This is a genomic window from Rhodococcus sp. TAF43, from assembly GCF_052113525.1.
GTDB lineage: Bacteria > Actinomycetota > Actinomycetes > Mycobacteriales > Mycobacteriaceae > Prescottella.
In genome coordinates, this window is the sequence record NZ_JBFRDL010000050.1 from 26,320 (window position 1) to 35,702 (window position 9,383).

A 9,383-nucleotide genomic window follows, 5' to 3' on the forward strand; every position below is an offset into this window, starting at 1 on the left:
CGGTCACTTGCCGAATACCCGCGATCGCCGAAGGTCAACCGCGGCCACGCCCGAGACATCCGTGTGTCGCGAGTCCGGCGAATGGGTACTCGACATGCACGAGGAACTCCGCCGCCCGACGGATATCGAGGAGGCAGTCATGACGCAGCGACCGGGCGAACATCTGGGCGAGGAACCACAGTCCGAACGAGGAGCCCCGGGTTCACGCGACACCGGAGCCGACGACCCCAGCGCAGGCAAGCATCGACGCGAGGGCGCCTTCGAGGACGAATCCACGATCTCGTCGGGTGAACCGGGCTGGCAGGCGTCCCCGGATGCCGGGGGGCACGGATCGTCTTCCGACGAGGCCGCCGTGCCCCCGTACGACGATCGCCAGAGGGAGGCGAAGTCCGCCGAGCACATGCGTGCACGCGCCGGAGATCCCGACGGCAGCGGTGAGGCACAGCGAAGCGGCGTGGAACACGAACAGCCGTCCACGTCCGACGAAGGGGTGGGACCGGCGCATCAGGCGGGTACCCGACGTGGAGAGGATCACCCGCCAGAAACAACTCACCCTGAGAAGTAGCCCTCCGGAGCGAAGGCACGACGACTCGTGAGCGACTCGGCCATTACCATCGTCCGATTCCCCGGTAGGAGAATCCGCACGCAGCCATTGCGGCGGCGTCGAGAGTTTCGCGCGTCGATGAGGCGGCCATCACGGCGGTCACCTCCGGCACGTCGGCGCCCATCGCGGTGCACAGGTCGGCGAGTTCGTTCGTGCGGGACGCCTTCACCGCCATGAAACCGTTGCACGCGTACTTCGACAGTTCGGCGCTCGCCCAGTCGGTACGGAAGACGGGAACGGAAACCGAGCTGTACAGGGATAGGCAGAGAACCACGACGTCACCATCGGCAAGGACGTCGAGTCCGGTGTCGAATTGAGCTGTCCCGTAACGTAATCCCGTACTGCGAAACGCCGTCAACACCGACCTTGCGGATTCCCTGCCGCATGCATGAGATCGCCGAACAGGGGTATTCGTGGTCATGACAGAACCGACCGCACTCGCCCTCGTCTGTACGCTCAAACCCTCCCCCGGACCGTCGAGCAGCGATCTGATCGCCCGTCAGGTCCTGGGGGAACTCGAGAAGAACGGCATCTCGGGCCGAACGATCCGGGTCGTGGACCACCACGTCGCTCCCGGGGTCGAGAAGGACAGTGGGAGGGGGCGACGAGTGGCCGGCCCTGCGGCGCGCGGTCCTCGAATCCGACATCGTGCTGATCTCGACGCCCACGTGGCTGGGGCAGATGTCGAGCGTCGCGAAGCGGGTTCTCGAGCGCCTCGACGCCGAACTCTCGGAAACGGACGACGACGGACGTCCCGTCCTGTTCGACAAGGTCGCAACCGCTGCCGTCGTCGGGAACGAGGACGGCGCGCACGCCATCGTCGCTAGCCTGTTCCCGGCACTGAACGACATCGGCTTCTCCGTGCCCGCCCAGGGGTGCACGTACTGGAACGGTGAGGCGATGACTCCCGGGGACTACAACGATCTGGACGAGGTGCCCGACGCAGTGGCCTCGACGAACTCGACTCTGGCCGCCAACGCGGCACACCTCGCGCGAGCGCTGCGGGAGAAACGGTATCCGGCGACGTGAGCGAGTCGGTCGAACTGCCCCGCAGCAGCGCCGACGAGCCGGGCACCTGCAGGCGTGCGGCAAGGCGCGGCGCCGCCAGGAGTGACCGCCCGGGCTGGTGCCGGTCGCTCGGTCGATAGGGCGGGGCCGACCCTGGGAGGATCGCTTCCTCGCGGACCGGGACACAGACAGATGGCACGACCTGCGAGCGAACGACGTCGGCGAGCGCTTCCACGAATCTCGGCGACCAGTTCACCCCCCAAAAAAGAAGACCTGCGCACGTCACGCCGAGGCACAGGCCATGCGGGCGGTCGCGACCGAACTCGGCAATACTCCGGCGGTGGCCCGCGCGTCGTACGTCGACCCGTGGAGCTACTCGGTTCGTGCGAGGAACAGGCTGCATCCTGACGCGCTCGTACTCTTCCGACCCCGGGTCACGCCGCGTCGTCACGCGTCACCAGACGCCGGTGGCCATCAGGATCAGTGCGATCGCCACCGCAACGAAGACCACCACGATGAGAGCGRCCACGATGATCGTGGCCGTGCCGGTCACCGGGAATCCGTGGCGCGTGTCGGGTTCGTGCTCCCACACCCCCGAGGTTCCGCCCGACGCGGGCGGCGTCGACCCAGCGGGCACACCTCCTCCGCCCGACTCCAGGTCCGGTGTGTTGCGGGGGTCGGGGTCGGGTCCGTCGGCTGCACGTGGATCGGTCATCTCGCCCTCCTGGTCGCTTCTCATGCGAGTACCCGCTGGGGCCGCAAGTCATTCGCCGCGACCCGGTACAGGTACGCGATTTCGCGATCCGTGTTTGCGCGGGTGCCGAAGCGGCTATCCGATCACGTGGAGCGTGTCGATCCGGGCCGGTGGGGTCCGGGCATGTCCCTCCCCTGTACGAAGGAACCGGTCATGAAAGGTGGCATGCGAGTCGCCCTCGGTGTCGCGGTCGGCTATTTCCTCGGCCGAACCCGCAAGATGAAGGTCGCGCTGATGCTCGCCGGCGCGGGAGCGACGGGGCGTCTGCCCAGTAATTCTCGCGAATTGGTTCGCGAGGGAATCAAACGGCTCGGCGACTCGGCGGAGGTCGGGAAACTCACCGAGAGCGTCCGCGGCGAACTCACGGATGCGGCGAAACGCGCGGCGGTTGCCGCCGCGAGCAACCGGATCGAGGCCCTCACCAATCGCATCGAGGGCGTCGAATCAGGCGTGGGCGAGGGCGTCGGCAAGGTGGGCGGGGACGTCCGCGACACCGTCGGCAAGGTCGGCGAGGGACTCCTCGGCGGCGAGGAAGCGTGCGGCGACGAGGAAGAGGAGCACGGAGAGCCGGACGAGAAGGACGAGAAGGACACCGAAGCATCCCAATCCGCGGCGTCGAAGTCCCGGTCCGAGCGACCGCCCGCCCCTCGGCAGCGCAGGAAGCGCACAGAGCCCGAGGACGACACGGGCAGCGACGACCAGGGCGAGGGGCGGGAGGACGCAGAGTCTCGTCGCCGATCCGCCGCCTCACGGACCTCGCCTTCGCGGCGCAGCACGCCGCGCACGCGTAAGGACTCCGAGCCCAAGTCGCGTACACGTGCACGGTCCACGACGTCCGCCGACGACGCACCCGTGCGACGTACCGGGAGGTGAGAGCTATGACTGCAACCAAAGAGGGGACTGACGAGCAGGGGCCCGCGGTCGGCGCGGAGCAACTCAAGTCGTCCCTGCAGCATCTCGTCGGCGCCGTCGCCCAGAAGGGGGTCAAGTCGCTGACCGATACCGTCTCTTCGACGGTGGGGAACCTCGACCAGTTCAGCGAGAGCGGTGGCAGTGGAGGTCTCGCGTCCGCCGTGACGGGGCTCGCCCAGGGAGAATCCCCCGCAAAAGTGGCGCTCAAGGCGGGCATGTCGTCCGTGACGGGGAAGATCAAGGATAAGGGACGCGACCTCAAGGAAGCCCTCACGGGAGGCGGCAAAGGAAAAGGCAAGGGCAAGAAGGACAAGATCACCAACATCGTCGAACAGATCGACATCGGAGCACCCGTCGACCTGGTGTACGACCAGTGGACGCAGTTCGCCGACTTCCCCCGGTTCATGAAGAAGCTCGAACAGGTGGAACAGATCTCCGACGAGAAGCTGAGATGGAAGGCTCAGGTCTTCTGGTCCCACCGGTCGTGGGAGTCCACCATCCTCGAACAGGTCCAGGACGAACGAATCGTCTGGCGCTCGAAAGGCGACAAGGGGTACCTGGACGGCGCGGTCACCTTCCACGAACTCACCCCCGACCTCACCAGGGTGCTGGCCGTGATCGAGTACCACCCGCAAGGCTTCTTCGAGAAGACCGGAAACATCTGGCGCGCCCAGGGACGCCGAATCCGATTGGAACTCAAACACTTCCGACGCCAGGTCATGATACAGACACTCCTTCATCCGGAGGAGATCGAGGGCTGGCACGGGGAGATCCACGACGGCGAGGTGGTACCGGAAGAGGACCTCGAGGAGGGCCCCGAAGACGACGTAGAGGAACCCGACGAGAGCGAGGACGAGGAGCCGGACGACGGCGAGGACGAGGAGCCGGACGACGGCGAGGAAGCGGAATCCGGGTCCCGGGAGGAGTGATCGGAAGATGACCATGGTTCAAGGAGGCGGTGGCGCGGGCGGCCCGAGTTCCCAGAGCCTCGCGGACGTCGTGGACACGATCCTCGACAAGGGCCTCGTAATCGACGCCTACGTTCGACTATCCCTCGTGGGCATCGAACTCGTCACCATCGATGCACGCGTCGTGGTCGCCAGTGTCGACACGTACCTACGGTTCGCGGAGGCAGTCAATCGTCTGGAGATCTCGGAGACCCAGCCGAAGGGCCTGCCAGACATGGTGCAGGACATGACCACGGGCGTGGCGGAAGGGAAGACGAAGGGTGCCATCGAGGCGGCCGGCGAGAAGGTACTCGACTTTCTCGGCGGTTCCCAGGACGAGCGCGAGCAGCAGCATCGCGGACACTCCGGCGGAGGCAAGGAGCGATGAGCGAAGAACAATCCGCGCCGGAAGAACGGCGCCCGGTGGTGTACGTGTACGGCTTGGTGCCCGCGGACGTGGAAGTGAAAGAGGACGCCACCGGCATCGGCTCGCCACCCCGGCCACTGAAGATCGTGACGCACGACGACGTCGCCGCACTGGTCAGCGAGATCGATCCGAATTCACCGTTGGGCAGCTCCGACGATCTTCGAGCCCACGCGGCTGTACTCGACGCCACGGTCACGGCGGCACCGGTGCTGCCGTTGCGCTTCGGTGCGGTGCTCACCGATACCGATGCAGTGGTTTCCGAGCTTCTCGAACAGTATCGAGACGAGTTCCACGACGCGCTCGAGCAACTCGAGGGAATGGTTCAGTTCGTCGTCAAGGGCAGGTACGTCGAGGACGCGATCCTGCGGGAGATCTTGTCGGATGACCCCGAGGCCGGACGCCTGCGCGAGGCCATACGCGACCAGACGGAGGACGTGACCCGCGACGAGCGCCTCGCGCTCGGTGAGCTGATCAGCCGGGCGCTCACCGGCAAACGTGAGCAGGACACCCAACGCATCGTCGAGGCGGTCGAACCGGTCGCCGCGGCCGTGTCGGCGCGCGAGCCGACCGACGACGAGGAGGCCGGTTCCGTAGCCGTGCTGATCCCCGCGGACCGGACGGACGAGTTGGAAGAAGCGGTGGCTCCGCTGATCGACGAATGGCAGGGAAGGATCGACGTTACGGTGACCGGTCCGTTGGCCGCATACGACTTCGTGAAGACACGGGCACCGGGAACCTGACATGGGCCTCTTCTCAGCCATCTTCGGGCTCCCACTGGCCCCGGTCCGGGGCGTGGTGTGGATCGGGGAAGTCGTACGCCGTCAGGTCGAGGAGGAGACGACGAGCCCCGCCGCGATGCGCCGCGACCTCGAGGTGATCGAGGAGGGCCGGCGTTCGGGGCAGATGTCGGAGGACGAAGCCGCCCGTGCCGAGGACGAGATCCTTCACCGGGTCACGCGCCCCAGGGACGTCGACGCCCGTGGCGGGGGGAGTGAACGATGACCGGGCCGCGAGATCCGGACGACCACACCGACTTGACCGCACCGGAGGCGGCCGCCGAGGCCGCTCGGCAGATCGCCGCACTCACCGGTCGGACCCCGATCGGAGCGGTGTCCGTCGCGCCGAGCGACGAAGGGTGGTCCGTCGAGGTGGAGGTCGTCGAGGATCGCCGTATCCCGTCGTCCTCCGACGTCCTGGCCATCTACGTCGTCGTCCTCGACATGGACGGAATGCTGCTGTCCTACCGGAGGAGCCGGCAGTACACGCGCGGTCGCTCCGAGAAGGGTGCTCAACAGTGACGAGGTCGAGCGGCGGATCGAACTACCCGCAGCAGTACAGCCAGGGTCTCGGCGGCGCGGGCCACGAGCCGGCCAACCTCGGCGACATCCTCGAACGGGTCCTGGACAAGGGCATCGTGATCGCCGGCGATATTCGGGTCAATCTCCTCGACATCGAACTGCTGACCATCAAGCTGCGCCTGGTGATCGCGTCGCTCGAAACTGCGCGCGAGGTCGGAATCGACTGGTGGGAACACGATCCGTGGCTGTCGGGAGGCAATCGCGACCTGGAACTCGAGAACGAGCGTCTGCGCTCGCGCATCGCGGCTCTCGAGTCCGGCGAGGGGCGGATCGCGGATGTGACGACCGGCCCGCAACAGGCGGTGGAACCGGCCGAATCCCCCGCCGAGGAGGAGCACGACGATGACCCCTGACGACGGCGTGTGGGTATACGCGGTGACCACGGAGGGGCCGTTTCCCGGCGGAATCTCCGGCATCCGCGGCGTGGCCGGCGAGGAACTGCGCACGGTCACCGAGTCGGGCTTCGCGGCTGTCGTCGGCACAGTGCGACTCGACACGTTCGGCGAGGAGGCGCYGCGCCGCAATCTGGAAGACCTCGACTGGCTTGCCGAGACGGCACGTCGTCACGATGCGGTCGTCGCCGCGATCTGCGCCGGTGGCGCCACCGTGCCGCTGCGCCTGGCGACGGTGTACTTCGACGACGACCGGGTGCGAACGATGTTGCGCGACAACGCCCAGCAGCTCGGTGAGGCATTGGAGCAGATCACCGATCGCTCCGAATGGGGCGTGCGGTCCTATCTCGATCGCGCCCGCACCGAACCGCGGGACGCACGTGAGAAGACCGGCAGACCTTCCGGGACGGCGTATCTGATGCAGCGGCGCGCGCAGGCGGCCGCCCGGGAGGAAGCCGAATCCGCCGCCGGCCGGCGCGCGGACGAGATCTTCGCCGAGCTGTCGCGGTGGGCGGTGGCCGGCGCCCGACAGCCACCCTCTCCCCCGGATCTGTCCTCGCGCCGCTCCCAGGAAATCCTCAATGCATCGTTCCTGGTCGACAACGAGCACCACCGCGAGTTCGTCACTGCCGTCGAGCAACTCGACACTCGGTTCGACGACGTGGAACTGGTGCTCACCGGTCCCTGGCCGCCGTACTCCTTCACCTCCGTGGAGGCGAGCGCCCGATGAGCACCGCCCCGGACCGTCGGATAGCGCTGGTCGATCTCCTGGACCGCGTCCTCGGCGGAGGCGTCGTGGTCGCGGGCGAGATCACCCTCTCGATCGCCGACGTCGACATGGTGCACATCTCGCTCCGCACGCTCGTGTCGTCGGTCAGTGCGCTGACGCCGCCGCCCGCCGGGACGCCGGAGAGCCGACGGTGAACGCATCGCCCGATGGTCCGGATTCGAGCGAGGCCGCCACGTCGCGTCCTCGCCAGCCGTCGATCCGCCAGCGGATCGACGCCGACCCCGAGTCGGTCGAGCGCGGGCTCGTCGCTCTGGTCCTCACGCTCGTCGAACTGCTGCGGCAACTCATGGAACGGCAGGCGCTGCGCCGGGTGGACGCCGGCGATCTCTCCGACGACCAGATCGAACGCATCGGCACCACTCTGATGATGCTCGAGGAGAAGATGGAGGAGCTGCGTGAGCATTTCGGCCTCGAACCGGAGGATCTCAACATCGATCTGGGCCCTCTTGGTCCGCTACTGGCAGACGACTGATCTGCCGCAGAGTTTCCCGACGTCACCGTCCTGCGGTTGCCGCGGAAGTGGCGTTCTGCGACGGCGACACGGTGTGGCAGCCCGGGGCTCTCGCCATCCGCCGCGGACGTCCTCGATCGGTACCCAGGACTGGACACGGTCACCGGCCGGCGCCTCGTGGAGCCGACACTCGCGGAGGACCCACTGACACCGGAACTGCGCAGTTCTCCTGTTGTCGGCCCCGAGTCGATGCCCGGCCCGCCGCTCCTGGGCATCATGCCGGGCCTGACGATGATGGCCGCCGTGCCATTCCTGGAGGTCGGTCGGTTGCTGGCGCGAGGACGTCACCCTCCACCACCGGCCCCTCGACGGCGCGGATAAGTCCCGTGGGGTGGGAATCGGTGAGATGTCCCGCATTTGCCTATCCGTAGAGTTTGAGATCCCGGTCGAACGATGGAGGCCGTACGGTGGTCCGGCCGTCGTACTGGGTGATCAGCACGCGCCCTGCCGGGATTCGCGCGCGCGTCGGTGCGGCCTCGCCGCGCATCCGTGTCTGGACACGGTCGAGCCGCATGACGTGTGCAGTGCCGTGGATTCCCTGTGTGACTCCTCCCTGGATTTCTTCCAGTGCCCCGGAGTTTGGAATCGACGCACCGCGGGAATCCTCCGATCGAAGCCGCCTACCGGATCCACCTGTCACGCCCAGTTTCGAAGCGAGGCGTCATGAGCGAAGCGTGTCTCTCCACGAGACGAAGCGAGGACTCCGCGCCTGTCATCGAGTTACGCACCGCGGCCGACGCCTACCAACTGGCCGCGATTCGGCGCGTATCCACGTCGTTGGCAGCGCAATGCGACATGACACTCGACCAACTCGCCGATCTGCGGCTTGCTGTCGACGAGGCCTGCAGCATCCTGCTGCGAATCGCACTTCCCGACAGCGTCATCGTCTGCACGTTTCGCGTGAGTGCCGATTCGTTCGACTTCGCCGGTTGCGTCCCCACCACCGGCGCTGAACTGGAAGGGCAGTACGAGCAGACGTTCGGTTGGCATGTCCTTCGTACGCTCACCAACGAACTGGCTCTCGATCGGCATCCCGGCACTGGAGACGGCCGGTCCCCCACCATCACCATCTCGTTCGCGATGCGGTGCGGGGAGAGCGTGTGACACCCCGAACAACCGATCGGCCGGACGAGTACGACGACGTGAAGCCGATGTTCATGTTGTTGGAATCGCTGGGCGAATCGGACCCAGCACGCGCAGAACTGCGGCAGAGGATCATTACGCGCTGCCTTCCGCTTGCCGAGCACATCGCCCGGCGTTTCGACCGACGGGGTGAGCCCCTCGAGGACCTGGTGCAGGTCGCCAGCATCGGCCTCGTCAACGCCGTGGACCGCTACGACGTCACTCGTGGCTCGGACTTCCTCGCCTTTGCAGTGCCCACGATCATGGGGGAGGTCCGACGTCACTTCCGTGACACCGGCTGGGCCGTGCGGGTGCCCCGGCGACTGAAGGAGCTTCATCTCGACCTGATCAAGGTGTCGTCGAGTCTGTCCCAGCGGCTAGGGCGCTCGCCGACGACCCGCGAGATGGCCGAAGAACTCGGGATCGGGATCGACGATGTCGCTCAGGGCCTGCAGGCCGCCAACGGTTATCAAGCCCTTTCTGTCGACGGGACCGCTGGTGGCAGTCTCAAATCAGGATCGACGCTGGCTGATCTGTTGGGCGACACCGATTCGTACC

At 66.9% G+C, this 9,383-nt stretch carries 15 protein-coding genes and 1 pseudogene; 13 read left to right on the forward strand and 3 right to left on the reverse strand.

What is annotated here, in order from left to right:
• Positions 1-202 precede the first annotated feature (202 nt).
• Complete coding sequence (locus tag AB4Z09_RS24065) at positions 203-553, reverse strand: hypothetical protein (RefSeq protein WP_442240824.1); 351 nt, start codon at positions 551-553, stop codon at positions 203-205.
• A 55-nt stretch (positions 554-608) separates the two neighbouring features.
• Positions 609-878: a hypothetical protein gene (locus AB4Z09_RS24070; protein ID WP_441346774.1), complete on the reverse strand. Its 270-nt coding sequence runs from the start codon at positions 876-878 to the stop codon at positions 609-611.
• A gap of 145 nt (positions 879-1,023) precedes the next feature.
• On the opposite strand from AB4Z09_RS24070, the pseudogene AB4Z09_RS24075 reads away from it, so the two are divergent.
• A pseudogene (locus tag AB4Z09_RS24075) lies at positions 1,024-1,633 on the forward strand (flavodoxin family protein).
• A 433-nt stretch (positions 1,634-2,066) separates the two neighbouring features.
• On the opposite strand, the gene AB4Z09_RS24080 reads toward AB4Z09_RS24075, so the two are convergent.
• The gene (locus tag AB4Z09_RS24080) at positions 2,067-2,327 is read right to left on the reverse strand and encodes a DUF6480 family protein (protein ID WP_442240825.1); all 261 of its coding nucleotides are present in this window, start codon (positions 2,325-2,327) and stop codon (positions 2,067-2,069) included.
• Between the two features lie 192 nt (positions 2,328-2,519).
• Here AB4Z09_RS24080 and AB4Z09_RS24085 point away from each other — a divergent pair, with 192 nt between their 5' ends.
• From AB4Z09_RS24085 to AB4Z09_RS24140, 12 genes are all read left to right on the forward strand, one after another.
• Positions 2,520-3,239, forward strand: a complete 720-nt coding sequence (locus AB4Z09_RS24085) for a hypothetical protein (RefSeq protein WP_442240826.1) — start codon at positions 2,520-2,522, stop codon at positions 3,237-3,239.
• Positions 3,240-3,382: 143 nt separating this feature from the next.
• Positions 3,383-4,207, forward strand: coding sequence for an SRPBCC family protein (locus AB4Z09_RS24090; protein ID WP_442240827.1), 825 nt, complete (start codon positions 3,383-3,385; stop codon positions 4,205-4,207).
• A gap of 7 nt (positions 4,208-4,214) precedes the next feature.
• Positions 4,215-4,613, forward strand: coding sequence for a gas vesicle protein GvpJ (gene gvpJ / locus AB4Z09_RS24095; RefSeq protein WP_114722803.1), 399 nt, complete (start codon positions 4,215-4,217; stop codon positions 4,611-4,613).
• Positions 4,610-5,392: a GvpL/GvpF family gas vesicle protein gene (locus AB4Z09_RS24100; RefSeq protein WP_442240828.1), complete on the forward strand. Its 783-nt coding sequence runs from the start codon at positions 4,610-4,612 to the stop codon at positions 5,390-5,392. Before gvpJ (AB4Z09_RS24095) ends, AB4Z09_RS24100 begins: the two co-directional genes overlap by 4 nt.
• A gap of 1 nt (position 5,393) precedes the next feature.
• A complete protein-coding gene (locus AB4Z09_RS24105) occupies positions 5,394-5,654 on the forward strand; it encodes a gas vesicle protein GvpG (protein ID WP_114722801.1) in 261 nt (86 codons plus the stop codon).
• Positions 5,651-5,950: a gas vesicle protein GvpO gene (gene gvpO / locus AB4Z09_RS24110; RefSeq protein WP_114722800.1), complete on the forward strand. Its 300-nt coding sequence runs from the start codon at positions 5,651-5,653 to the stop codon at positions 5,948-5,950. Before AB4Z09_RS24105 ends, gvpO begins: the two co-directional genes overlap by 4 nt.
• A complete protein-coding gene (locus AB4Z09_RS24115) occupies positions 5,947-6,363 on the forward strand; it encodes a gas vesicle protein (protein WP_174910639.1) in 417 nt (138 codons plus the stop codon). Before gvpO ends, AB4Z09_RS24115 begins: the two co-directional genes overlap by 4 nt.
• Positions 6,353-7,132, forward strand: coding sequence for a GvpL/GvpF family gas vesicle protein (locus AB4Z09_RS24120; RefSeq protein ID WP_442240829.1), 780 nt, complete (start codon positions 6,353-6,355; stop codon positions 7,130-7,132). The genes AB4Z09_RS24115 and AB4Z09_RS24120 overlap by 11 nt, the downstream gene beginning before the upstream one ends.
• A complete protein-coding gene (gvpJ, locus tag AB4Z09_RS24125; RefSeq protein WP_114722797.1) occupies positions 7,129-7,326 on the forward strand; it encodes a gas vesicle protein GvpJ in 198 nt (65 codons plus the stop codon). Before AB4Z09_RS24120 ends, gvpJ (AB4Z09_RS24125) begins: the two co-directional genes overlap by 4 nt.
• A gap of 62 nt (positions 7,327-7,388) precedes the next feature.
• The gene (locus AB4Z09_RS24130) at positions 7,389-7,664 is read left to right on the forward strand and encodes a gas vesicle protein K (protein WP_254623001.1); all 276 of its coding nucleotides are present in this window, start codon (positions 7,389-7,391) and stop codon (positions 7,662-7,664) included.
• Between the two features lie 702 nt (positions 7,665-8,366).
• On the forward strand, positions 8,367-8,807 hold the full coding sequence (locus AB4Z09_RS24135; protein ID WP_174910644.1) for an ATP-binding protein: 441 nt from the start codon (positions 8,367-8,369) through the stop codon (positions 8,805-8,807).
• Positions 8,804-9,383: sigma-70 family RNA polymerase sigma factor (locus AB4Z09_RS24140; protein ID WP_442240830.1), on the forward strand; the 580-nt coding region annotated here is incomplete at its 3' end. The genes AB4Z09_RS24135 and AB4Z09_RS24140, both read left to right, overlap by 4 nt.

Bases quoted from the DNA above. Each gene is read 5' to 3' on its own strand.
- AB4Z09_RS24085 (WP_442240826.1), top strand. From the start codon at position 2,520: ATGAAAGGTGGCATGCGAGTCGCCCTCGGTGTCGCGGTCGGCTATTTC.
- gvpJ (WP_114722803.1), top strand. From the start codon at position 4,215: ATGACCATGGTTCAAGGAGGCGGTGGCGCGGGCGGCCCGAGTTCCCAG.
- AB4Z09_RS24100 (WP_442240828.1), top strand. From the start codon at position 4,610: ATGAGCGAAGAACAATCCGCGCCGGAAGAACGGCGCCCGGTGGTGTAC.
- AB4Z09_RS24105 (WP_114722801.1), top strand. From the start codon at position 5,394: ATGGGCCTCTTCTCAGCCATCTTCGGGCTCCCACTGGCCCCGGTCCGG.
- gvpO (WP_114722800.1), top strand. From the start codon at position 5,651: ATGACCGGGCCGCGAGATCCGGACGACCACACCGACTTGACCGCACCG.
- gvpJ (WP_114722797.1), top strand. From the start codon at position 7,129: ATGAGCACCGCCCCGGACCGTCGGATAGCGCTGGTCGATCTCCTGGAC.
- AB4Z09_RS24135 (WP_174910644.1), top strand. From the start codon at position 8,367: ATGAGCGAAGCGTGTCTCTCCACGAGACGAAGCGAGGACTCCGCGCCT.